Annotated in this window: 16 protein-coding genes; 8 read left to right on the forward strand and 8 right to left on the reverse strand. The window is 58.4% G+C overall.

Annotation, left to right across the window (positions count from 1 at the left end):
* The first annotated feature begins 486 nt into the window (after positions 1–486).
* The 4 genes from PSR62_RS11505 (at position 487) to PSR62_RS11520 (ending at position 3,060) form a co-directional block, all read left to right on the forward strand.
* Positions 487–690 (forward strand): hypothetical protein, encoded by a 204-nt coding sequence (locus PSR62_RS11505; protein ID WP_274407884.1) that lies wholly within the window; start codon positions 487–489, stop codon positions 688–690.
* A 26-nt stretch (positions 691–716) separates the two neighbouring features.
* The gene (locus tag PSR62_RS11510) at positions 717–935 is read left to right on the forward strand and encodes a hypothetical protein (protein ID WP_274407885.1); all 219 of its coding nucleotides are present in this window, start codon (positions 717–719) and stop codon (positions 933–935) included.
* 209 nt (positions 936–1,144) lie between these two features.
* Positions 1,145–1,606, forward strand: a complete 462-nt coding sequence (locus PSR62_RS11515) for an NADAR family protein (RefSeq protein WP_274407886.1) — start codon at positions 1,145–1,147, stop codon at positions 1,604–1,606.
* A gap of 707 nt (positions 1,607–2,313) precedes the next feature.
* A complete protein-coding gene (locus tag PSR62_RS11520) occupies positions 2,314–3,060 on the forward strand; it encodes a DUF2071 domain-containing protein (protein ID WP_274407887.1) in 747 nt (248 codons plus the stop codon).
* Positions 3,061–3,420: 360 nt separating this feature from the next.
* On the opposite strand, the gene PSR62_RS11525 is transcribed toward PSR62_RS11520, so the two are convergent.
* From PSR62_RS11525 to PSR62_RS11535, 3 genes are read right to left on the reverse strand one after another with little or no spacing between them, the layout of a single operon-like run.
* Entirely contained in the window at positions 3,421–4,317 is an 897-nt protein-coding gene (locus tag PSR62_RS11525) for a DUF6528 family protein (protein ID WP_274407888.1), read from the reverse strand.
* 22 nt (positions 4,318–4,339) lie between these two features.
* Positions 4,340–5,491, reverse strand: a complete 1,152-nt coding sequence (locus tag PSR62_RS11530) for a 3-dehydroquinate synthase (RefSeq protein WP_274408211.1) — start codon at positions 5,489–5,491, stop codon at positions 4,340–4,342.
* A complete protein-coding gene (locus PSR62_RS11535; protein WP_274408212.1) occupies positions 5,488–6,357 on the reverse strand; it encodes an alpha/beta hydrolase in 870 nt (289 codons plus the stop codon). Before PSR62_RS11535 ends, PSR62_RS11530 begins: the two co-directional genes overlap by 4 nt.
* A 358-nt stretch (positions 6,358–6,715) precedes the next feature.
* Here PSR62_RS11535 and PSR62_RS11540 point away from each other — a divergent pair, with 358 nt between their 5' ends.
* Positions 6,716–7,753 (forward strand): aldo/keto reductase, encoded by a 1,038-nt coding sequence (locus PSR62_RS11540; RefSeq protein ID WP_274407889.1) that lies wholly within the window; start codon positions 6,716–6,718, stop codon positions 7,751–7,753.
* 316 nt (positions 7,754–8,069) lie between these two features.
* Here PSR62_RS11540 and PSR62_RS11545 read toward each other — a convergent pair whose 3' ends face one another.
* Complete coding sequence (locus PSR62_RS11545) at positions 8,070–8,633, reverse strand: GrpB family protein (RefSeq protein ID WP_274407890.1); 564 nt, start codon at positions 8,631–8,633, stop codon at positions 8,070–8,072.
* Positions 8,634–8,810: 177 nt separating this feature from the next.
* Here PSR62_RS11545 and purE point away from each other — a divergent pair, with 177 nt between their 5' ends.
* The 3 genes from purE to PSR62_RS11560 all read left to right on the forward strand — a co-directional run bounded on the left by purE (position 8,811) and on the right by PSR62_RS11560 (position 15,401).
* Positions 8,811–9,332, forward strand: a complete 522-nt coding sequence (gene purE / locus PSR62_RS11550) for a 5-(carboxyamino)imidazole ribonucleotide mutase (protein WP_338020191.1) — start codon at positions 8,811–8,813, stop codon at positions 9,330–9,332.
* Complete coding sequence (locus PSR62_RS11555; protein ID WP_274407891.1) at positions 9,329–10,549, forward strand: 5-(carboxyamino)imidazole ribonucleotide synthase; 1,221 nt, start codon at positions 9,329–9,331, stop codon at positions 10,547–10,549. The genes purE and PSR62_RS11555 overlap by 4 nt, the downstream gene beginning before the upstream one ends.
* A gap of 349 nt (positions 10,550–10,898) precedes the next feature.
* Positions 10,899–15,401, forward strand: a complete 4,503-nt coding sequence (locus tag PSR62_RS11560) for a hypothetical protein (protein WP_274408214.1) — start codon at positions 10,899–10,901, stop codon at positions 15,399–15,401.
* Positions 15,402–15,427: 26 nt separating this feature from the next.
* Here PSR62_RS11560 and ribD read toward each other — a convergent pair whose 3' ends face one another.
* The 4 genes from ribD to PSR62_RS11580 form a co-directional block, all read right to left on the reverse strand.
* The gene (gene ribD / locus PSR62_RS11565) at positions 15,428–16,648 is read right to left on the reverse strand and encodes a bifunctional diaminohydroxyphosphoribosylaminopyrimidine deaminase/5-amino-6-(5-phosphoribosylamino)uracil reductase RibD (protein WP_274407892.1); all 1,221 of its coding nucleotides are present in this window, start codon (positions 16,646–16,648) and stop codon (positions 15,428–15,430) included.
* Positions 16,648–18,939: a tetratricopeptide repeat protein gene (locus PSR62_RS11570; RefSeq protein WP_274407893.1), complete on the reverse strand. Its 2,292-nt coding sequence runs from the start codon at positions 18,937–18,939 to the stop codon at positions 16,648–16,650. Before PSR62_RS11570 ends, ribD begins: the two co-directional genes overlap by 1 nt.
* Positions 18,940–19,018: 79 nt before the next feature.
* The gene (locus PSR62_RS11575) at positions 19,019–19,855 is read right to left on the reverse strand and encodes a hypothetical protein (protein WP_274407894.1); all 837 of its coding nucleotides are present in this window, start codon (positions 19,853–19,855) and stop codon (positions 19,019–19,021) included.
* A gap of 77 nt (positions 19,856–19,932) precedes the next feature.
* Positions 19,933–23,079 carry a M28 family peptidase gene (locus PSR62_RS11580; RefSeq protein WP_274407895.1) on the reverse strand — a complete coding sequence of 1,049 codons (3,147 nt, stop codon included), beginning with the start codon at positions 23,077–23,079 and terminating at the stop codon, positions 19,933–19,935.
* Between the last annotated feature and the right edge of the window lie 43 nt (positions 23,080–23,122).

Consider the following 23,122-nt stretch of genomic DNA (forward strand, 5'->3'; position numbering starts at 1 on the left):
CAGTCCACAGGCTTGGCCTGCGTACCTGTTTGGCACTCAGAGATACTTGATGAAAAGGTTTCCGTTCTTCATCGTCTTCCGAGTGACCGATGTCCGCATTGAAATCGTCGCAATTGCGCACGAGCGTCAGCGTCCCGGATACTGGGCAGACCGATCGGCAACCCAGTGACCGCCAACATGGTGTTTACGCTAGGCCTTCGGCACACCTTCCTTGGTTGGTCTTGCGGACTGGCATTGGTACAATTGCTCGTAGTTCAAACATCGTCCGCTTCGTTTAGGGCGGTGTCGTAAAAACCTTTCGTTGTCGGACCTCAGTCAAAAGGAATGCTATGGACCCTTTTCCACCGATGGATCGTTCGGTTACTAAGCTAACGACGCTGGACCAACAGGGACTCGACTCAGGCGTTCCGAACGCAACACCGGCAGAGCGATTGCTGATGGTTTGGCCTCTGACACTAACCGCTTGGTCATTCAAGGAGCCAAACGTTGTTCAACCCCGACTTCAAAGACATGTTGCTCGCGTTATCCGACGCGAAGATTGATTTTCTGCTTGTTGGTGCGTACGCTGTCGCGGCACATGGCCATCCACGCGCCACGGGGGACCTCGATCTTTGGGTTCGTCCAGATTCCGACACTGCATCTCGCGTCTATCGCGTCCTCGCCGACTTTGGAGCACCACTGCACGACTAACCGTTGACGACTTGGCCAAACCTGGCATGGTCTTTCAGATCGGTGTCGAACCGTCCCGGATTGACATTCTCACGGCAATCTCTGGCGTTGGCTTCGATGATGCATGGGCCAATCGGCTTTCCATTGTAATGGACGGCATTCAACTCTGCGTGATTGGCCGCGACGATTTGATTGTCAACAAACGAGTTTGTGGACGCCCCAAAGATATTGCAGATGCTGAAACTCTCGATCCAACCGATTCGTAGCGCGACGGTCCGCCAACATGGTGTTTACGCGGAGGCCCTTCGGGCACACCTTGGCTCTTTGGCAATGGGCCATGGCCTTGGTGCAACTCTTGTAGTTCAGGCATCGCTTGCTTCGTTCAGGGCGGTTTCGCAAAAACCTTCCGTTGTCCGCCGAACCTCCGTCCTGATTCCGTGTCTTGCTTGCACCCAACTTCTTCCGAGCTTGACCCATGATTGCGTTTTACGTTCCCTCCGATGGATACGGATTCCTGTGCAACTTTTCTGCACACGGTTTCACGCTCGACGACCGCTACTGGCCCACGGTGGAACACTATTTCCAAGCACAAAAGTTTGCTGGCTCCGATCACGAAGAACGTATTCGTGTTTCGCGAACCCCAAAAGAAGCCAAGAATCTTGGGCAAACACGGAAGCTGCCTCTTCGACCGGACTGGGAGGACGTAAAGGTTGACGTCATGCGCAACGCACTGATGGCCAAATTCACCACTCATTCAGACTTGCGTGACGCTCTGCTGGCAACGGGCGACGAGGAGCTCGTTGAGAACGCCCCAACCGACTACTTCTGGGGCTGCGGTAAACTTGGCGGTGGGCAGAACATGCTCGGCAAGTTGCTAATGGAAACTCGCCAAGTGTCGCGTGCTGGAGAGCGGGACTCCAGTTCTTTCGGAGGATAACATGGGTTTTACGCTGAGCCCTAGGGCACACCTTCACACTTTGGTAACGCGGGCTGGCGTTGGTACAATCTTTCTTAGTTCAAGCATCACTCGCTTCGTTCAAGGCGGTGTTGTAAAAGACTGCCGTTGTGCAGAGTAACCAAATGGAACGCAAAGAGATTCTCGACGTCGCAGTCGGCTTTTGGCCACTCGTGTTGACTTGCGCTCTCGTTCCGCTGCCGCTGCACTTTGATGTTGGGCGGGGTGGTGCGGTTGTTCTCGCCGTCGTGCTTTGCCTACCGCGTCTCTGGTGGTCATGTGTCTTTGGGCTGCTGTGATCTGACGGCCGCACAAAATCCCGTTGAGCGACCTACCGAGATCGAAGGTTCGGGCTGGTCGAGGGAGGGGCTTGGTGTGCGATTGGTATTCCCCAGGAATTGGTTGCGCCGAACACACCTCTTGGCTGATCGTACGCGGCGGGTGTCTTCGTTGGAGAGTGTTTCGGGGGGCAATTGTCAATCGCTTCGGTCGTGATCCATTTGCTGCCAGTCCGCGATCGCCTTCGCTGCTCGGCGACGGGGATGGGGGATTCGGGGCGTTCGTTCATCTCGTTGGTCGCGGTTGGGGGGATGGCTGGATAAGAGGCATCCGTTTGCCGCTGCAAGTTAATCTGGGAACGACGTTGCGGTTCGTGCGATAGTGTATTTATCAATCCTGAGGCACTTTGAATGCGAATTCCAACAATCCGAGGGCTGATTGATCGGCGTGTGCTGGTCAATTATCGCGTCGACCCGGACGTGTTGTCGCGTGTCTGTCCGGCTCCGTTCCGGCCTCAGACTATCAATGGGTTTGGCATGGCGGGGATCTGCCTGATTCGTCTCAAGCATATCCGACCGAAACGTTGGCCTGCGTTTCTCGGGATCTCCTCTGAGAACGCTGCTCACCGCATCGCCGTGGAATGGGAGATCGACGGGGTCAGGCGGACTGGCGTGTACATTCCCCGGCGGGACACGTCTTCGATTTTAAACGCGGTTGCAGGTGGTCGTGTTTTCCCTGGCGTCCACCATCGGGCACGTTTCATGGTCCGGGAAACGGATGAGGAATATCACATCGCAATGGACAGTGTTGACGGGACTGCTCACGTTGCTGTGGAAGGACGGACGGCGGACGAATTGCCAGAGCGTTCTGTCTTTGCCAACGTCGCGAAGTGTTCGCAGTTCTTCGAGGCTGGTTCCCTTGGGTACTCGCCGGCTAGTGAGGCCACGCAGTTCGACGGGTTGGAGCTTCGGACGGCCAACTGGCATGTGCAGCCGCTCGCCGTCACGAGCGTTCGGTCGTCGTTCTTCGATGACCGCGACGTCTTCCCTGAGGGTTCCGTTTCGGTTGACAATGCGCTACTGATGCGTGGGGTGGACCATGAATGGCATCACCGAGAATCGCTTTGCAATCACGTGCTTTCAAACGACCCGGATTGATGAACGACGCTCAAGCGGTTTGGCAGAAGCCTTTCGGCGTTTGCACTGTTTTTGGGGAGCGTTGTTGATCTTTCGTGCAACCGGGGCGAACGCCCAAGCGGCTCACATGGTTGTGCCCGGTCATTCCTGCCGACGTGCTGCGCAACAGGCGAAGAAGAAATGTCGGATTGAAATGGTGAGGCTTCTGTTTTGTGTTCCGTGCAATCACAGACTGGAAGCCAATGCCACTTGTGTTAAGCAGTTCGGCAGGAGTCTTTCAGCATTTTGAATGTTTTGGGTAGCGTCGTTGCTCCCACGTGCAACCGGGGCTAACGCCCAAACGGCTCACATGGTTTTGCTCGATCATTCCTGCCGACCTGCTTAGTAGCTGAAGTTGACGTCTTGCCACCAGCGGGCTTTGTAGAACTTTGAGCCAATGATGGTGTGTCGTTGGTTGGCGCCGGTTGGCTGCACGGGGATGACGGAGTCGCTCTGCCAGGAAGTGCCGATTTCGGTTCGTTGCGGATCACTGACCCAGATCGATCCATCCGCGTGTTGGCTGGCGCTTTTGATCCACTGGAGGTCTGACAACGGTTTGAAGGCTTCGGTTTCGATGTCAAACGAATACAAAGCGTCGTTGTTGCTGACCAAGAGCTTGGGTTCGGTTCGCAACGGGAACAGGTCATGGCCGGTTGGCGACATTGGCAAGTCGAATGATTGGTCGAGCGAAAGTTTCCGGTCTCGGTATAAGAACCGATAGAGTCGGTCGCCGAGAACCCACAGGCATTGGCGTTTCTTGTCCCAGGTCACTCCGTGGGCGTAGGGCAATTCAGTGTCGACAAAATCGTCGGTTGAGTGATGCAGGCGGAGCATGCCATGGTTGCTGTTGACGGTGGCGATCGAGCCGTCTGGAAGGAGTTCAGCGGAGTGGCAACTGCTGTAGCTTGGGTAGTCTTTGATGAGTTTCGAATCTCGGAAACGCACCAGACGGACGCGTCCGTGGTACGCGGCGAGGATGAAAACCTCCCCATCGATCACGACTCGTTTGGCATCCGTCGGTTTGTATTCGCTCGGCGGGGCCTCCGCGGCTGGATAGGACCACAGGTCAGCATCTTGCGTGAAGGGATCGACCAATCGGATGCGGTTGTCGGATTGGTCAGCGCAGAGAATCGCAGGGGTTTGCGTTGAGACGCCGCCATGGACTTTGTCATTGGCTGGCTGTTGCGCGTGAGCAACGTTGACCAGCAGAGCCAGGAAGATAATCGCCAGGGCTTTCATCGGTCGTCTCGTCGCAGTTGGGTCACGCGGTTTGTTGTTTGGCAATTTCACGCAGTTCGTCGATGCAGGATTTCATGACCGGTAGGTCGATTTCATGCACGTTGATGGCTTCGCCGGGGTTCTTCAGCATGGTCACGGTCAGGCGACCGCCAAGGTGTTGCCGGAACTCTTCCAGGCCTCGCAGGACCTCGTCGGGTGTATCAAGTTGGTCGCACCAGAGCGGCGAGCCCAGGTCAGCAAGTGTTTGGCAGACCGCGTGAGCCAACGGCGTGGGGAAGCCGAATTTTCGGGCTGAATACAATGTGTCGAGAGCCACGCCGATGCCAACCGCTTCGCCATGACGAAGGGCGTAGTTGGACATCGGTTCCATGCGGTGAGCGGACCAGTGTCCAAAATCGAGCGGGCGAGCTTCGAGGGCTTCGAAGGGGTCGCCTCCCGCCGTGATGTGATCCAGGTGCAATTGGCATGAACGCGCGATCGCTTCCTGGGAGACATCGACGACTCGCCGGCGAAGTTGATTGGCAGATTTCCGCAAGAAGTCGAAGAAGGCGGCGTCTTTCAGCAGGGCGACTTTGACGGCTTCGGTCAAACCCGATCGGAAGTCGCGATCGGGAAGCGTTTTCAGGATGGCGGTGTCATTGAAGACGGCCCAGGGCACCGCGAAGCTGCCGATCCAGTTCTTCTTTTCAAAGTAGTTGATCGCGTTTTTCACGCCGACGCCCGAGTCGGCTTGGGCGAGCGTGGTCGACGGGAGCCGAATCAGACGGACGCCTCGGTGAGCGATGGCGGCAGCGAATCCGACCGCGTCCAGGACGGCACCGCCGCCGGCAACGATGATGTAGCTGCGTCGATCCAGGTCGTGTGAGTTGATGGCGGCGAGCAGATCGCGAAGGGTGTGCTCGGAGTTTTTGCATGATTCACCACCGGGCACGATCATCGGTTCGCGAACCAACCGCATTGCGTTGCTGGTTCGCATTTGTGCGATCAATGCGGTGACGAATTCGCCGCCCTCCAGGTTGCTATCCAGGCAGAACAGAACCTTCGGCGCGGCGGTGTCACTTTGTTCGCCGTGCAGGACAGATTCCAGCACGGGGAAGTCGGCTTGAGAGACGTCGTCGGTTTGTCTCAGGCGATGAACAAATTTGACTTCGAATGAAATGTCATGCTCGGTCACGGCGTCAACTCTTTCCATCCACGCCACAGCCAACGCAACGAGTCGGGGAAGATCGAGCCCCCGTGTTTTCCGTTGTGGCCACCTTCGCCGTAGACAAACTTGTAGTCGTATTCCTGGAAGGCCAGAGCCGCCGCCATTTGCTGGTTGGCCAGGGGCCAGTTGCCGTGCCGGTTGTCCAGGTCGCCGCTGCCGTCTTGCAAGAAGACTCGGATTGGTTTGGGATCGGTTTTGCGGATCATGGCGGGGTAGTGATCTCCGCCACGAATGTTGACGAAGCTGCCGATGTGCGACATCACTTTTCGAAACGAGTCAGGACGGAACCAAGCGACGGAGAACGCACAGATGCCACCGGAGCTGTTGCCACAGATGGCTCGCAGTTCGGGATTGTCGGTGATTTTGTAGTGTTGCTGGATTTCGGGAAGCAGTTCGGTCAGCAGAAACTCAGCGTAGTCGCCCGTGACGGAGTCGTATTCAAACGCTCGGTTGGACGGCGTGGGGCTCCAGCCTCGTTTGGGTGGCAATTCGCCTTTGTGGCCTGGGTCAACCATCACGGCGATCGTGACGGGCATGTCGCCTGCCGCGATCAGGTTGTCGAACACGGTGGGGAGGCGGAAGTCACCGCCAGGACCTTGGAAGGTGTGCCCGTCTTGGAAGACCATCAGAGCGGCGGGCTGGGATCCATCGTATTGAGCCGGCACGTAGACGCTGTATCGACGCCGGGTGCCTTCAAAGATTTGGCTGTTGGAAAACTCATGCTGGGTGACTTGGCCCTGCGGAACGCCTGCTCGGGGGCTCGAGTCAGCCGACCAGGTGTAGCTCTCTTCCGCCGCGAGGGTGCTGGATGGCTGGAACGCCAAGAGCAGCATCAAGGCGGTCAGGGGGGGACGAAGCCACTTGGTGTTCAGCGAGGTGGGAGGCGTTTGTGAATCGACAGGCGGGCGGGCATGCCCGTGGGACTGGTTCATGTGTTTTCGGTTTGTCGAGGTGGGGATTTGGCGGGAATACGATGAGAAATCGGCGGGAAGCGACCAGAGGTGGCTTGATGGAAGGCGGGGGGGAGGATCGGTCGAACGCTAGGGCAGGCGGGGATCGTGCCGGCGAGTTTCGGCGACCAAAGGCATATGGTGGGATTCCAATGCGGTTTGAGCTAAAACGTCCGCCGTCGAAGACCGACCCTTCGAAAGACCGAACAGTGTAACCCAATTTTCTCTTGGTGGATCCGTCGTGCAACAGCGCCGTTTAGGAAGCAGTGGAATTGTCGTCTCGGACATTTGCATGGGAACGATGACGTTTGGGAGTGCCTGTGACGAATCGACCAGCCATGCGATTTGCGATCACGCGTTTGATGCGGGGATCAATTTCTTTGATGCAGCCGAGATTTACCCGGTGCCTCCGAAGGAGGAAACCTTTGGCGTCACCGAGGAAATTTTCGGTCGTTGGTTGAAAACGAAACCACGCGACTGCGTGACGGTCGCTACCAAAGTGACGGGGCCCGGTCACGGATGGTTCACGCCGCCGGTTCGCCACGGACGCACCACGCTGGATCGTCATCAAATCATTCGCGCCTGTGAGGATTCGCTGAGGCGGTTGGGGGTGGAAACGATCGATCTGTACCAGATTCACTGGCCCGATCACGGGATGCCTTACGAGGAAGTCCTGGAATCGCTGACGCATCTACGCCGGACCGGAAAAGTTCGCGTGATCGGGTGCAGCAATGAGACATCGTGGGGATTGATGAAGAGTCTTTGGGCGGCGGACGTGCACGGCGTGGATCGTTATCAAACGGTTCAGAACAATTTCAGTTTGATCAATCGCCGCTGCGAAAATGAGTTGGCTCAGGTTTGTCGTCGTGAGAACGTGAGCCTGTTGCCGTACTCGCCGCTTGGAGGCGGAGTTTTGACGGGCAAGTACGAAAACGGACCGCCACCGGGAGGTCGATTCTCAGAGTACTTGCTGACTGGGGACGATCGACAGAAGGCGATGGCACAGCGTTTCGTCAATGATCGCACGATCGAAACGGCGGCTCGCATGCACCAGATCGCGGAATCGATCGGCACAACGGGAACAGCGTTGTCGGTGGCCTGGAGCAAGCAACATGATTTCGTCGCATCAACGATTGTCGGGGCGACATCCATCGAGCAATTGAAAGAGATTTTGGTTGCCGATGACATGCTTCTCGACGCTGAAACGCTGGCACGAATCGATGCCGTTGAAGTCGAGATTCCCAACGCGATGACCGAGGATGGCCTTCGCCGTTTGTAGGAGTTCTCTGGTCACAGACGCGATGCTGTTCGTAGGCCAGGTTCCACCTGGCGTGGGTGACTGGCCGATTGAATTTCCTACATCGATGACACCTGGAACGGTGCAGACGCCTCGCTTGGTTCCGAAGCATTGCCGTGGTTGCCAGGTGGAACCTGGCCTACAGTTCGACAACCCCGCTTCGGGGCAAGGGGAGCCAGGGCAATTTGAATAGGGACTTGTGCAAACGAATGGGCTTCACATTCTAAAACGTTTCGCAGCCCCGGCGAACGCCCAAACGCTACTCACATGATTGTGCTCGTTCATTCCAGCCGACGTGCTAAGAGCCCGTGATTTGATCTTCGAGATGGGCAAAGTAGATCGCTTTGTCTCGTTCGTATCGCTCGGGGACTCCGCCGCTTTGTTTCCAGCGGTCGACTTTGGTGCTTTCAAACCGCACGGCTTCCTCTGGATTGGCCCGCAGGTAGTCGCGCAGCCGGATCAGTCGGCGGTGGGCGGGATGGTCGTTGGTCATCAGGAAGACTTGATGCGTCGGGGCCCCGTGGCGTGGTTTTTGCAACACGAGGGAGTGATCGAGCCAGTCGGGAGAGTCCACGACTCGGTAGTTGAGTCCTTCGATGTGCAGCGCGGCCGCGTCGAGGCTGGAAAGATTGGTCACCAGAGCCACCACATCGATGACCGGTTGAGCGATCAGGCCAGGGAGGGCGGTGCTGCCGACGTGGTCAATTTGGGTCACGTGGCCTTGGCAGGATTGCAGGAGGCTGCTGCGAGTCTGCTCGAATTCCTGTTTCCAGCGGGCGTCGTGGTGCATCAGCCGAACCGGGGCAGGTCCCTCCGAATCGAAGTCGTCCCGAGGCGTGAGGTCAAATGGCGGCGATGTCATGAGCGATCCACACGAAGAGGGAGGGGGCGGAACAGGGGCAATTCATTGTGGCGAGTCGTTGCGGTATAACCCGGGGATGATGACGGGCTGACCAGGGGAGGATTGATTGTTGCGATCCGCCGCAACCTGATTCACCGGCACCCGATTGTTCCAAATGATCCATCTTCAGAGTACCTGATGACCGACCAAGACGATTCCGTGACTTCCCAGCCGACTGCTCCACGTGTGGGTGTGATCATGGGCAGTCGCAATGACTGGGAGACCATGTCAGCGGCCTGTGAAATGCTGGATCAACTCGGGGTCGAGCATGAACGCTCGGTCGTTTCTGCTCACCGGACGCCGGAACGGATGTTCGAATACGCTCGTTCGGCCGCTGCTCGCGGGCTGAAAGTGATCATCGCTGGGGCGGGGGGAGCCGCTCACTTGCCAGGCATGGTCGCGTCCGAAACGTTGTTGCCAGTGATTGGTGTGCCGATTCAAAGTCGAGCCCTGCAGGGACTGGATTCGTTGCTTTCGATCGTTCAGATGCCGGGTGGAATCCCGGTGGCGACGATGTCGATCGGTGTTGCGGGAGCCAAGAACGCGGGGGTGATGGCCGCCCGCATTTTGGCGACCAACGACGATGGGCTGCGTGATCGTTTGGAAGCATTTGTGGCAAAGCAGCGTGACGATGTGATCGCATCGGCCGAGCTTCCATGAGCGACAGTCAAGCATCCAAAATCGATCCAGCATCTGGTTCCGAGCACGTCATCCTTCCCGGAGCCACGATCGGCATGGTTGGTGGCGGTCAGTTGGGGCGAATGTTCGCCATGGCCGCGGCTCGAATGGGATATCGGGTGGGCGTCTTCTGCGGCAGCAGCGATGAGCCGGCCGCCGAGGTGGCCGCGTTCACGGTTTGCGGGCCACTGTCAGATCATTCCGCGATCGAAGCATTCGCGAAACGATGCGATGTGATCACGTTGGAGTTTGAAAACATTCCCGCGGACACCATCGCGGTGTGCAGCAAGCACGCACCGACGTACCCGGATGCCTCGGTGTTGGCGATGGCACAGGACCGATGGATCGAGAAAACGACCCTGCGTGAAGCTGGGATTCCGGTCGCTGGGTTTGAGCCCGTGCATGACCGAGAATCCGCCATCGCTGCGGGGGAGTCGTTGGGATGGCCGATCATCGTCAAGACGTGCCGCAGCGGTTACGACGGCAAAGGTCAGCATCGTTTGAATTCACCCGGCGAGGCCGCGTTGGTCCAGTGGGAGGGAGCCGAAAGTGGTGACGATGGCCAGCCGCCGTGGGTCGCGGAGGCGTTGGTTCCGTTTGAACGAGAGGCCTCGGTGATCGTGGCGCGGACGCTCGATCAGCGAGTCCAGACGTTTCCGGTGTTTGAAAACGACCATCAGAACCACATCCTCGACGAGACCAAACTGCCCGCTGATGTTTCCCCGGAGATGCAATTGCAGGCACGGGAAATCGCGACGCGGGTGGCGGAGCACTTGGGATTGGTGGGATTGCTGTGTGTGGAATTGTTCGTGACTGCCGACGAATTGATCGTCAATGAAGTCGCGCCGAGGCCGCACAATTCGGGGCACGTGACGATCGAAGCCTGTGCGACCAGCCAGTTTGAGCAGCACGTGCGAGCGATCTGCGGGCTGCCGTTGGGGGACACCTCGATGGTGGTTCCTGCGGCCAGCATGTTGAATCTGCTGGGCGACATTTGGGAGGCCGCTGAGGCTCGCCAGACGCTACCAAACTGGGGGGCGTGTCTCGATACACCCGGTGTGGCGTTGCATCTGTATGGCAAGCACGCCGCGAGAGCTGGTCGGAAAATGGGGCATTTGTCTGCCGTTGGGAGCGATTTGGCGGACGTGTCGGAGCGTTTGCGGTTGGCTCGCGAGCGATTGCTGAGCGACCGCGGTTGAGAAATCTCGGCTGAGTCGGCTTGGGGGACGGCGAAACCGCCACTTTGGCCCGGAAATCGCGTCTTTTCCCCTGCGAAGTCATTGAGAACTCGATTGCAGCGGAGTGCTGCGGCGTTTCGCAACAGGTGTTGCAGAATGCTACACCCTACAATCGGAATTCTTAGCGGTCCAAGAGCTGTTTGAAGCGGTTTTTTCGTGGAAATTGCAGTTTCCAGAAATAGACTGAATGGTCCGCGCCTGGCTTTTCGCCGTCTCGTCCCGCGACTAATCGCTGAGAATCACGATGAACCTGCCACCTGACGCATCCCAGCATCTCTCCTCTGGTCCCCACTCCTTCTCTGAGTTGTCGATGAAGATCCTTTCCACTTTTGGCTGCAAGTTGTCAGCCCTTTTGACGTTGGCGGTCATGGCGACTGCGGTTTCGGCGGCGACAGCGTTCGCGACTGATACCCAGGCGGTTTCCTCCGAAGCGTCGATTCGCATCGTTTCCCACACCATGGACGATGGCGGTCAATCGATCGCCGCTTCGATCCAGCCCGGGGCGGAAGATTCCATGCTGCGTGCGGTTCGCCAGTCCGCTGGTGACCTGGTCATCGTGGTGGACACGTCCGCCAGCCAAGTGGGAGCGTATCGCGATGACGCGATGAAGGCTGTTCAAGCGGCTCTGGAGTCCGTGCATGATCGCGATGTCCGCGTGGCTTTGTTTGCGGCGGACGTGCAAGCGAACGAGCTGACCAGTGGATTCGCTGCTCCTGGCGACAGCAACTTGGCATCCGCGACCGCGAAATTGAGTTCGCGTTTGCCGCTGGGGAACACGAATTTGGTCTCGGTCTTGGACACTGTCCGAGCTTCGTTGACCGGTCGTCCTGATTCGCGAACGCGTTCGATCGTTTACATCGGCGACGCGGCTTCGATTGATGCGGCTCAAAACCTGTCTCGATTCGAGAACCTGATCGATGCGTTGCGAAGCGATCACATCTCGGTTCACTCGGTTGCGATTGGGCCGACAAAGAACGTCGCAATGATGGGAATTCTGGCGAATCAAACCGGTGGTGTTTTGGGGGTCGTGGGGACCGACGCGACGCCAACGGAGATCGCCGACTTGGTCGCCGATGCGGCCGTGATGTCTCCCATTTGGATCACCGGAATCAAATCCGATGCAAAGATCGACTGGGTGCATGGCGATCGTTTGCCGCCCCTGCGATTGGACCGTGATTCAATCTACTTGGGGCAACTGAAGACGCCCGCTGAAGAGGTGTCGATCGACTTGGTCGGTGGCACGCTGAACAGCGACATTCAAATCAAAGCCAACTCAAGTGTCGAGTCAGACAATCCTGACTTCGCTTTCTTGACCGGCTTGATTGCCGAACACAAAACCGCTCACGGATTGCTGTTGGCAACCGCCGGTTCGCCAATGCTTCGTCAGACCGCTCAAGCGATGACGGCACGTGCGGAATCGTTGGCAAACGCCGCCACGATGGCGATGCAGCAAGGCAACATGCGTGGGGCTCGTGCGGTTGCAAAGGAAGCTCTGCAAGCCGATCCCAACAACGCGGAAGCCCGAGCGATCTTGAAGATGGCGACGCCGGAAGGCAAGCGTTTGATTTTGCAAAACGGTGATGACAACCCCTTCGATGACATCTTCGGTGGTGGCGGTGACGCGGCTGCTGAAAGTCCCTTTGGTGCGGAGCCTGCTGCGGGAGACGATGTCTTCGGTGCGGCGGCTGATGATGCTCCCGCGATGGATGCACCAGCCACAGAAGCTCCTGCCACGGCGGCACCCGCGGTCGACGCGGCACCTGCTGCGGACGCTCCCGTGGGAGCCGGCGACGATGTCTTCGGTGCTCCCGCTGAGGTGGCACCAGCCAATCCAGGGCCAGCCAGTCCAGGACCAGCCAATCCAGGGCCAGCAATGGGCGGTGGCGGTCAATTCGACAGCGGGTTCGGACCGGTTGTGGGCGACAATGAACTGCGAGAAGACGGTGGCGATTTGCTAGGCCGTTTCGAACAACTTCGTTCCCGTGAAGAAGGTCGTTTGCGAGGGGAAGTCCGGGCTCAATTGCGAGAAGCACGGCGCTTGATTCGCCAGGACCCTGTCGGCGTTGCTGGCAGCCTGAAAAGCCTGCTTTCACGAGTGGAGACGACTCCTGACATCGACCCTCAACTGCGTCGTGAATTGCTCGGCCAAGTTCGTTCGGCGATTCAAATCGCCAGTGCTCGCGAAGCCGACTTCCTCGAGCAAGAGGCCAATCTGGAGCAACTGGCTGCCGGTGCCACCGCATCCTCCCGTTTGCTGCAAGAAACCTATCGTCGCGAAGATCGTTTGAAACGATTGTCGTCTCAGATGAATGCTTTGATCGATGAAGGACGCTACACCGAAGCCGATGGTGGGGTGTCGTTGGAAATGGCCGCGTTGGCCGGTGACACGGTCACCGACGACAGCGTTCTCGGACGTCACGTGACGGATGAAACGCTTGCGTTGCAAACCTACGCTCGAGATCGTCGTTATCGCGAACTGCGTGAACGCAACTTCGTGGATGCGTTCTCGTTGGTTCTGAAGTCGGCCGTTCCGTTTGTTGACGATCCACCGATCGTGTACCCCGAAGCGGAAACCTGGCAGCGTTTGAGCCGTCGCCGCATCGAACTTTACGGGACTTCGACGGGGATGCTCGGTGACAACGAACGAGTACAGCGTATTAAGGCGAGCTTGAATGACGAGGTTTCGTACAATTTCCTCGACACGCCGTTGAACGATGCGATCCGTGTGATCAGTGAAGACCGTGAGATTCCGATTCGGATTGATGTCTTCAGTTTGGAAGGCGAGGGGTTGTCCGAAGACATCCCCGTGAACATCTCGCTGGAAAACGTCTCCTTGCGTTCGTTCCTGCGGCTGATGCTTCGTGATCAGAACTTGACCTACATGATCAAGGATGAAGTAATGAACATCACGACTGTGACCGCTGCGGAAGACAACTTGATTAGAGATCACTATCCGGTTGGTGACTTGGTCGTGCCAATCGTCAGCCTGGGCGGTGGCGGCATGGGCGGCGGCGGCATGGGCGGCGGCATGGGCGGCGGCATGGGTGGCGGCATGGGCGGCGGCATGGGTGGCGGCATGGGCGGCGGCATGGGTGGCGGCATGGGCGGCGGCGGTGGTGGAGGGATGTTCATCGTTCCTGATGACGCCTCGCTGCGATCCAAAGCCAACTCGTCGGCTGCGACAGGTGACTCTGAAACCGACCAAGTGTCCGACGCTGAGTCGATCGAAAACATCGACCGTGCAATTCAACTGGACATTCCAGAAGGAAAGTCCGTTGACCAAGCGTGGACCGAACATTTCGCCACTTGGAATGTTGAGTCGGCGCGAGATTTGACGATCTTGGACCGCCGGGTTCGGGCGACGGTGTCGCACTTCAACGTGAAGGCTTCGGCGGCAGAAAAAGCCGGCGACAAAGACGCTGCCAAGGCTCATTTCAATGAGATCCGTGCCGTGATCGCTGGTGCCATTTCGGCCGGGCACATTCAACCTTGGATGTACCAAGCCTATGCGTTGTCATTGGCTGCGACGGACGCACCTGAATCGGAAGTCGAACGGGCTCTGCTATCAGCGGCTGACTTCGCCGAAAACCTTGAGGATCTGCTCAACGTGGCCGCTCGTTTGGAAGACATGGGGCAACTGGCAGCGGCGATGAAACTCTGTCGCCAGATCTCGGACGCCGACCCAGACCGCCGCGAGCCTTATGTGATGGGGCTTCGGTTGGCGAAACGCTTGGATCAACCAGCCGATTTGGCTTGGGCCTGCGAAGGCGTGTTGGGATTGGCTTGGAGTGACAAATTCCAGCCGTTGGTCGAAGAAGCTCGTTTGTTGGCTCGTGCGACGCACCAAGAACTGGTGGCTGAAGGCGACAGCGAATCGGCCAAGCAATTCAGCGAAGCTCTCCGTCGAGCAGCCTCGCACGATGCGATTGTGCGAGTGAGTTGGACCGGCGACGCCGATGTCGACCTGTCGGTTGAAGAACCCTCCGGAACGGTTTGCTCGTTGGAATCACCCAATAGCACCAGCGGAGGGACCTTGCTCGGCGATGCTTACCCGGGTGCCCAGGATGATGCCACGGGACAAGTTTCGGAAACGTATCTGTGTCCAAAAGGTTTCTCGGGTGAGTACCGCGTCCTGTTGCGTCGCATTTGGGGCAACGTCTCGACCGGCAAAGTCACGGTGGAAATCTTGACCGATGTCGGGCGTCCTGAGCAAAAGTTCATTCGCCAAGACATTCCCTTGATGGAACAGAACGCTCTGGTGATCTTCGAAGTCAAAGATGGGCAACGAAAAGAGAAGTTGGCCGAAGCTCAGGTGGAGCACTTGGCTGAATTCAGCCGCAACGTCGGGCACCAAGCGTTGGGACAGTTTATCGGCCCGGCCGCTGGCGGGGGCTTGAACGCTCAAGCCGCGAATGCGTTGGGGGGCAATCGTCAGTTGTTGCGAGAGTTCTTCAGCGACTATCCCTCGTTGATCCCCGGGGCCAACAGTGGCCCGTTTGGAACGGGTGGCGTCAACGGAGTCAATGGCTTCAACCCGCAAGGTGGTGTCGGCTACATGCCGCAGATCACGACCCTGCCCGAAGGTGCGTCGATGACGACTATGGCGATTGCCTCTGCTGATCGTCGTTACGTTCGAATCAGTCCCGCACCGATCTTCTCGCAGATCGGTGAGATCACAACCTTCAACTTCGTCTCCGGTGACACCGGCACCGGTGGTGCAGGTGGTGGAGCTGCCGGCGGCGTCGGTGGTGGAGCGGCCGGCGGTGCAGCTGGTGGTGCAGGCGGTGGCATTGGTGGCGGAATCGGCAACTGATTCGCCCGGGTTGAAATCGAATCGACCTACCGTCGATAGATCAATCGCACGTCGTTGTCGAATGAGTCCATGCGGCTGATTCGCAGCGACGTCGCATCGGTCAAGGCCTCGATCCCGGGATCACCCAGTGGTCCCGGAGCATTGCGGCCGCCGATGCACTTGCCAGCGATGAAGGCGTGAACTTCGTCGATCTGCCGGGCGGCAGCAAAGCTGCCCAGCAACTGGCTTCCGCCTTCGACCATCAGATGGGTCATCGCAAGCCCCCGCGGATTGTCATGGCTGCCCAACCACAGCAGTGACTGCCGGATCATCTCGATGGGATCCGACGACTCGCATTGCCAGGTGTCGACATCGTGATCGGCAAGCTTGGCTAAGTCAGCGTTCGCGATCTCAGGTCCCGCGATCACCCACGTGGGAGTTTCCGAAGCGGTCTGAACCAATTGGGTCTGCAGGTCTGGCAGCCGGGATTGGGAATAGACCAAGCGAACCAATTGGCGAGTGTTGATTGCGGTTTCCGCGTTCGTGCTGCCGGGCGTTTGGGCCTTAGCGATTTGGGCCTTAGCAATTTGGGCCTTAGCAATTTGGGGCAGGCGAACGGTCAGCAAGGGATTGTCCGCGATGACGGTGCCCATGCCGACAGCGATCGCGTCGACGCTGGCCCGGAGTTCATGAACCGCGGTTCGAGCCGCTGGACCCGTGATCCATTTGCTTTCGCCGGTTTGGGTGGCAATGCGTCCATCCAGGCTCATCGCCCATTTCGCGATCACCCAGGGCATGCCGGTGCGGACACGTTTCAGGTAGGCACCCAGCAGATCCTCCCCGGCTTCCTTGGCGACGCCGGTGGTGACTTCGATTCCGGCGGAGCGAAGTCTTTCGATTCCGCCACCGTCGACTTGGTCAAACGGGTCCACCACCGACACGACGACCCGAGCGACCTGGGCTCGGATCAATGCGTCGGCGCACGGAGGGGTTTTGCCGTGATGGCAACAGGGTTCCAGCGAAACGTAAGCGGTGGCTCCGGTGGCATCCGCGCAATCGGACAAGGCTTCGACCTCGGCATGAGGGCCACCGAATCGTTGGTGGTAGCCCTTGCCGATGCAGACCGAATCGCGAACCAGAACGCAGCCGACCGGAGGGTTCGGTTCGACCTGGCCTCGCCCCTGGGAGGCCAGGGCAATGGCTTCGGTCATCCAGCGGAGATCTTCCGCCGAATCAGCATTCGCGGTTGCGTCGGACTCGTTTGCCATCAGTCCATTCCGGGGACCCAAAGTTTGCCACCACCGGAAGCTTCGCCACCAGCAGGGCTGGCGGGGGCTGCACCGCCGGAGTCACCATCAGGAGTCCAGAGTCCGCCGCCGGAAGGATCCTGCGATGCAGGGCCCATGCCTGGGGCTTGGCGAGGCGTTCCATCGGGATTGATCAGCCCGAGTTGAGCCAGGATTTGCTGCAATCGACCCATCACTTCTGGGTTGTCACTGTGCTTTTGAACGATCGCTTGCACGGTGTTTTGGAACAAATCAATTTCTTGGCGACGCAATCGAAGGCCGAGTTCGGCCAGCAACAACGAAGCGTCGGACAGCTTGTGTTCCTCGGCGTAGGCCTTGGCTTTGTCCAAGTAAGCCACGGCTTCATCGGACTCGGTGGCACGCTGCATCAGGAACGAATAAGCGATGATTTTGGCACCGATGAAGCGGCCGTCATCGACCGATTCGGTGTCCGCTTCCAGCAACGCGATGGATGCCCGGCGGCCGATGGAGGTGGCCGAGATCTGCTGAGCACGCTGGATCAGGTAGATCAGGTTTTCGGGATCCAATCCGGAGGGGTCGATTCGATCCAGGTCACTGCCGGGAATCTCTTCGAGTTCATCGCCGGTGATCTTTTTGCGTTCGACCTGCGGGAGGTTCCCGAGCTCGCAAAGGCGGTTGATCAGTTCTTCGTCTCGGGCCACCAAGCTGTCTTCGCCCTCAATGAATCGCACCATGGCGGCACGTTGCAGTTTTTTGCTGTCGTCGCTGGCAGCGTCCTTCAACGACACGTCGCCGAGCAATTTGACCGGTGTCGTCGAGAGTGTTTCGGGAACACGTTGACGAATCAGCTCTTTGACGACGACATCCAAGTCCTTTTGGTGCGCGGGGCGGATGCCGCCAATTTGAGGTGTCGCGATCATGGCCAGAGGCAGCTGCCCCTTTTCGCCTTCGGTCCAATTGACATTGGGAGCGACTTCGTCCAGGAGTTCTTGGACTTGGGGGCGTTTCGCGACCGGCAAGCCGAGGACTTGCAGGCGTGCGGAGCGATCCGTTTCACGACCGAACAGGAAGAGAGCTGCCATGGCAACTGGAATGTTGTCGGCCGTCAGCGTTTCGCCTTCGTCCAGCACGGCGCGGTCGAGAATCTGGAAGGCGGAGCGAGGGGCAACATCGCCTTCGCGTTTCACGGATTCCAACGCGTCCGCGGGCAATTCTTCGAACCTGGGGTTGGCGATCAACGCCATTTGGTACTCGTCGATGGAGTCGACTTCGGCGACCAGTTCGGTGTGCTCGACGGTCATCCCATCCGCATCGGGGCTGGCAATTTGTGCCAACGCCAGGAAACGAGCACGCTCGTCAAAGTCCAGCTCTTCACACTGGGAAAGTTTGACCAGCAATTCGGATTGAGCGACGTGATCGCCTCGCCAAATCGCACAGTTGAGCAAACCGGAAAGGACGGCTGGCTGCAGGGGGGCGGATCGCTGCAGGGATTCGAATTTGGTTTGTGCCAGGGCGACTTTGTTGTTGGAAAGCAACAGCGCGGCTTCGTCGTAGCGTTCGACCCAATCGGCGTTTTCCGGCGGCGGGATCAGGTTCGGAACGGCCTTGGCCAATTGGTTGACCGAGGGGTCCCCGTTGATTTGCTGCAGCACATTGGCTGCCATTCGGCTGTCTTCGTAGCCGGTCGAAACCAACGCCAAGGTGGCGTAGACACGCGATGTCAACAGGATTCCGTTGCCAGCCAGGGCGTAGGAAAGCAGCGATGCGACGTCCAGAACGAACGAATCGACTGTTTGACCGCTTTCGGTCAACGCTTCCAGAATCAGCTCGGTGGCGGCCGACAGGTCTTGGCGGAAAAGAGCGGCGGCGGCACTTTGGGTGAGCGCCAGCGGGTTGGATGGTTGCAAGCGACGGAAGCGTTCCGCGTTTTCTTCCAGCGAGGTGTATTCACGCAAATCCATGAACAAACGGCCGCGAATCGCGAGCGCCCAAGCGGCGTCAGGATGCTCTTCCAAGATCGCGCTCAAGCGGTCCAAGGCGGGGACAAGTTGGCCCCCATCGATCATCTTCAGGACGCGGTCAAGTTCGTGTACAGAGTCCTTGCATTTGCAAAACTTGATCTTCTTGCCGCTACCACAAGGGCATATCGAGTAGGTGTCGATGGACATAAACAGTCGCAATAAATGGGGGCGTGCGGGCAGCTTGGCTGCCGTGTGAGCGAGTGAAGCTGGCAACTTACCACGCGGAACGATGTGTCCCAAGATGCGATCCGCTGTGGGAGAACTCGGCATCGTGATTTCGTGAATTTCCTCCGCCGCTGAACCGAATTCGACGCCGTCACGCACTTTGCTGCGGCGATCTCGACCGGAACTAGTCCGATTGCGGGTCGGTGGAAGCCGCGGCGGTTGGCTGGGGGACTTGTTCGGCCGAGGAATGATCGAGCCATTCTCGAAGAGGGCCGTCTGCCGGAACGGCAAATGAACCATGAGCGGTTTGTCGGTCCAGCTCACGGTAGCGAATTTCGATCAACTGGAAGGTTTGGTCGAAGTGCGCGCGAACTCGCTCGTTGATCAGCTTCCGAACTTGTTCTGGGGTCAGGCGTGACGAGCGGCGGGGCATCGCCGACCGGGTGTGCTGGCCTGCCTGGGCGTTGTTGCTCGAGACGGCTTGTTCGCCGAGGATCGATCGGACTTCAGAAAAGCTGAAACGCAAACTTTCGTCACTGCGCACGGCCGTCTCAAATCGCTTGAGAACGCGAGGGTCGGTCGAGAGTCGAATGTGGTCGAGTTCATGCTGGACCAACTTTGAGGACCAAAATTGGCGGAGATCATTGGGGCGTTGGCGGAACCAGACCTCGTGAAAGACTTTGAGATTCAGTTCCGGGTAGCGAACTCGGATCACGATTCCCTCCTCGTCCCACCACCAGCGACAGCGGCTGGAGAAGTGGTAGGTCAAACTGAACCGGGTCTCGGCGTCAAACTCTCGATTGATAAATCCCGGGGAGCGTAGGCCTCGGGTTTCGGAGGGACGCGGCCCCCCGGAGATGAATTCGACCTGTCCGACCTGCAGCAGTTCCGCCACGTCTTGACTCGGGGCGGGCAGCGACGACATCTCGATCGGCTCAGCGACCAATTGGTCTTCATCGATCAGGCCTTCCGCCGCGAGTTGGGCCCGCGACGCTTCTTGCCCGGAAACGGGCTCGAGCAAGCAACCGAACTGCAAACTCAGACCGAGAAGCCACGCAGCGCAGACTCGCCCTCGACAATCGGCCTGTTGCGTTGCATTCAATCTCGTGACCCGGGGGTGATGGACAGCGTGACGTCCTGGCCTTCGCGATGGACAACGATCTCAACCGTCTCGCCGATTTTCAACGCTTCAATGGCATAAGTGTAGTCGTAGATGTCCTCAATCTTTTGCGCGGCCAATTTGACGATCACGTCGCCGCCGCGAACACCAGCGGTTTCGGCTGGGCCCCCGGATGCAACTCCACTCAGCTTCAAGCCTTTGATTTCACCAGCGGCGTAGTCAGGGATCGTTCCCAGGTAGGCCGTCAAGCGAGCTCGAGGGACTTCTTCGGTGGATTGGCCTTCGTCCAGTTTGAACTCTGGTACCTCGTCGGACATCAAAAAGCCGCGGGTCAGCAACCCAAACAAATTCGCGATGTCAGCGTTGCCTTCGTAATTCAGTTTGTCGGGGGTGTCTCGAGGCGTGTGGTAATCCTCGTGGGCTCCCGTGAAGCCAGACAGGATCGGAACCTTGCGAGCCACAAAGGCAGACGCATCGGTCGGCAATCGCGTGCTGGTTCGATCGAGTTTCAAGGCAACACCCACTGGCACGTTGCGGCGTTGGACTTCACCTTCAAAACCTGGCGATGACCCGATCCCCTGCACGATCAGCTTGTCTCGCAACCGACCGACCATGTCGAGGTTCAGATAAACCGCGACCGCATCGCCAAGCGAAGCTGCGTCGGGAGTCATCCCATGAGCGTGTGCAATCGCAATGTCATCTTCGCTGGGTTCCTGGATCGGAGCGTCGGGGTAAAGTTTCCCAAAGTCATCGACGTAGGCTTGCGATCCGAACAGCCCCAATTCTTCACCGCTCCAGGCGGCGATCATCAGGTCCCGATTCATTTGCAGGCGGCCCGAGTTTCTTTGGTCGACGAGGTACTGAGCGATTTCCAGCATCGCCGCGACCCCGCTGGCATTGTCATCGGCTCCGACGTGGACTTGGTTTTCTTCATCCGATCGGGCCAGCGAGTTGCTGCCTCCGCCTCGTCCCAGGTGATCGATGTGGGCACCCACCATCACGACCGGGAACTGGATCGCGGCGGTCGAGTCGGCTGCGGGGTCAGCCGGCAAACGGGCGATCACGTTTCGGCCAGTGCCGGTTCGGCGGTTGATTTCAATCGATGCTTGGACCGCGATGCCAGACATCTGAATACCCATCGCCATCTGGCCATCGTCGAGCCGGGTTTGCAATTCTTTGAGGTCATGTCCACCGGCGCGAACCAGTTTCGATGCGACTTCATTGTCGATGGAGATCGCGGCCAAGCTGACTTGGGCTTGGGACGCGTTGGTGTCGAAACGAATCACATCGCGTTTGACTTGGCTATTGGGACCAGCCACGAAGAGGATTCCGCGGGCTCCCAAGTCGCGAGCGATGGTGGCTTTGCGGCGCGGGTCGCCGTAGCGTGCCATCCGTTGGCGTTGTTCGGCGGAGATGTATTGCGGCAGGTCTCGTAGAACCAGGACCCAGCGGTCGGCAACATTCAAGTGAACGTAGCTGTCGTATTCCTCGTGCTCTTCGTCGCCGGGGACTTGCAGTCCGTAACCCGCGAAAACGACTTCGCTGGATTCGATGTCGCCTGTTTGTGAGAACGAAAGCGGGGCCCATGATTCCGTCAATTCGGCGTCGATTGTCGCGGAATTGCCACCGGGCGATGAGGTGGTGATCGTCAGTTGGTTGGCCGGCCCCAGGGACGAACCGGCTGGGAATTCAAAGTCGTGAAAGAACGTTCCGTCCTGCCCGGCGGGAACCAAACCCAGGCTTTCCAAGTAAGCCGCCACGTAGGCGGTCGCCCGCTTTTCACCGGGCGTTCCTGTCAATCGACCGCCGAGTTCAGGACGAGTCAGGTAGTCGACGTGACGCATGACATCGCTGGGGCGAAACTCCGGTGCGGTGGCGGTCAAGTTTGTTCGGGCCAGCGACGCATCCTCATCCGTTTGGCTGGCGCTGTTTGGGTCAGCCAACCCCAGGCGTTGACGAGCGGTCTCGACATCGAAGTCCGCCAAGTGGATCTGCGAGGTGCTTTGCTGGGGCGCGCCGTCTTCCATCACGACGTCGCCGTTGCTGTCGACAACACGTGTGGTCGTCCAGGACAACTGGTCACCACTGGGAAGAAAGACGGGCAGGCCATCAAAGCCTTCCGTGGTGGTCAAGCGAACGGGCTCGCCTTCGCCGTCGGCTCGAACCAAATACAGTTCAAAGTTTGCGAACCCGTGTTTGTTGGTGGTGAAAACCAGGAACTCACCGCTGGGATGATAGAACGGCGCCCAGCTCATCGCGTTGATTTCAGTCAAGCGTTGAACGTCGGATCCATCGGTCTTCATCGTGAAGATTTCCGCGGTGGCTCCGTTGGGAGCGAAGCGACGCCAGCAGATTCGTTGTCCATCGGGCGAAAAGAATGGTCCGCCGTCGTAACCGGGTTCGCTGGTCAGTCGTTTCACGTTCGAACCGTCCGCATCCATGATGTAGAGGTCATTCATGAAGGCGGGGTCACGCTCGAATTGTTCTCGTTCTCGCTCGGACAATTCTCGCGAGTAAGCGGCGCGGTTGGATGCAAAAACGATTTGCGTTCCGTCCGGGCTGTAGCTGGCTTCCGCGTCGTAGCCCTTGGCGTTGGTCAGGGCGGTCAGCCCCTTCGTGGTGCCTGGTTCAACTTGATTCAGGTCAGCGGCGTAGAGCTCGTAGCTTGGATCGTAATCCCATGAGTAGCGACGGGATTCGCCCGACGCACGGAAGTCGAGTTCCTGCTGTTGCAAACGCTTCGACTCTGGATCGGCGTGCGTGCTGGCAAACAAAACCTGTTTGCCGTTTGGGTGAATCCAACCGCAAGTCGTTTTGCCGAAGCCAGGCGAGACACGCTGGATGTCGCCCGTTTCCAAATCGGACACGTAGATTTGATAGAACGGGTTGCCCGGATCGCGTTCGCTTTGGAATACCATCCGAGTGCCATCGGCGCTGAAGTAACCTTCGCCGGCACGCCGTCCTTCGAAGGTCAGCCTGCGAACGTTGGAGAGGTAATCCGATTCATCCTGGGCAATCGCCGTGGCGTTCCCCCCGAACAAAATGGTGACGCTTAAAAGAAGCCAACCAGGCAAGAACGTGGTCGAAAGCGAGTTGAGAACCAAAGAATCGCGGCGATCAAACATGGCGGCTATCGAGTCTGCGATGGAAAGGTGTGTGTGCAGCAAA

The organism is Rhodopirellula sp. P2, from assembly GCF_028768465.1.
Lineage (GTDB): Bacteria > Planctomycetota > Planctomycetia > Pirellulales > Pirellulaceae > Rhodopirellula.

Coding starts and splice junctions, on each gene's coding strand:
- PSR62_RS11560 (WP_274408214.1), top strand. CDS start 10,899: ATGAAGATCCTTTCCACTTTTGGCTGCAAGTTGTCAGCCCTTTTGACG.
- PSR62_RS11520 (WP_274407887.1), top strand. CDS start 2,314: ATGCGAATTCCAACAATCCGAGGGCTGATTGATCGGCGTGTGCTGGTC.
- PSR62_RS11515 (WP_274407886.1), top strand. CDS start 1,145: ATGATTGCGTTTTACGTTCCCTCCGATGGATACGGATTCCTGTGCAAC.
- PSR62_RS11510 (WP_274407885.1), top strand. CDS start 717: ATGGTCTTTCAGATCGGTGTCGAACCGTCCCGGATTGACATTCTCACG.
- PSR62_RS11545 (WP_274407890.1), bottom strand. CDS start 8,633: ATGACATCGCCGCCATTTGACCTCACGCCTCGGGACGACTTCGATTCG.
- PSR62_RS11535 (WP_274408212.1), bottom strand. CDS start 6,357: ATGCTGCTCTTGGCGTTCCAGCCATCCAGCACCCTCGCGGCGGAAGAG.
- purE (WP_338020191.1), top strand. CDS start 8,811: ATGACCGACCAAGACGATTCCGTGACTTCCCAGCCGACTGCTCCACGT.
- PSR62_RS11580 (WP_274407895.1), bottom strand. CDS start 23,079: ATGTTTGATCGCCGCGATTCTTTGGTTCTCAACTCGCTTTCGACCACG.
- PSR62_RS11555 (WP_274407891.1), top strand. CDS start 9,329: ATGAGCGACAGTCAAGCATCCAAAATCGATCCAGCATCTGGTTCCGAG.
- ribD (WP_274407892.1), bottom strand. CDS start 16,648: ATGGCAAACGAGTCCGACGCAACCGCGAATGCTGATTCGGCGGAAGAT.
- PSR62_RS11570 (WP_274407893.1), bottom strand. CDS start 18,939: ATGCCGAGTTCTCCCACAGCGGATCGCATCTTGGGACACATCGTTCCG.
- PSR62_RS11525 (WP_274407888.1), bottom strand. CDS start 4,317: ATGAAAGCCCTGGCGATTATCTTCCTGGCTCTGCTGGTCAACGTTGCT.